The 808-nt window shown below is 49.6% G+C and carries 1 protein-coding gene and 1 pseudogene; both read right to left on the reverse strand.

Annotated features, from left to right (window positions below):
- Nucleotides 1–167: pseudogene (gene thiH / locus R7Q46_RS26235) on the reverse strand (2-iminoacetate synthase ThiH); the annotation flags it as partial.
- A gap of 15 nt (nucleotides 168–182) precedes the next feature.
- The coding region (locus R7Q46_RS26240) for a thiazole synthase (RefSeq protein ID WP_318078092.1) at nucleotides 183–808 on the reverse strand (626 nt) is incomplete at its 5' end.

Genomic DNA, 808 nt, shown 5'->3' on the forward strand with positions numbered 1-808 from the left:
ATCTGCTCTAAGTACGGTTCAGCAGCAGGAGAAATCAACGCTTTAAAATCTTCCAAATCTCGTTTGGGTTTTGCTAGCGCCCTTTCCACATCCTGCGCCGTTTTGGCATAAATCGACATGGATATGTCATCCCAATCGAGCTGCTGAAAGCGATCATAAAAGCTCATCTTGAACCCTCACTTCTACAGTTCATCGAGAAAAGACGTTAGCGGACTGGAAGCAACGGCATGAGAAACTTTCCCTGCAAGCCCAGCTTCATAAGCCATACGACCTGACTCGACTGCCATCTTGAACGCTTTCGCCATCGCAACGGGATTACTTGCGGCAGCGATGGCCGTATTGACCAACACGGCATCCGCGCCCATTTCCATCGCTCTTGCCGCATGTGAAGGCGCACCAATTCCCGCATCCACAACAACAGGTATGTTCGCTTGGTCAATAATGATTTCTAGAAAATCGTGCGAAGCGATACCTTTGTTCGAACCAATCGGCGCACCCAATGGCATCACCGCAGCACAGCCAACTTCTTCCAGCCGTTTACATAACACCGGATCAGCATGGCAATATGGCAACACAATAAAGCCAACTCGCACGAGCTGTTCGGCAGCGGCTAAGGTTTCTATCGGGTCAGGCATTAAGTATTTCGGGTCGGGATGGATCTCCAGTTTGACCCAATTTGTGCCCAACGCTTCGCGAGCAAGCTGCGCAGCAAAAACTGCATCTTTGGCATTTTTTGCGCCAGAGGTGTTCGGTAGCAAATTCACACCGGCGTGAATCAAAGGCTGTAAAATGTCATCTTGCTGATCAT

The organism is Vibrio sp. 811, assembly GCF_033339195.1.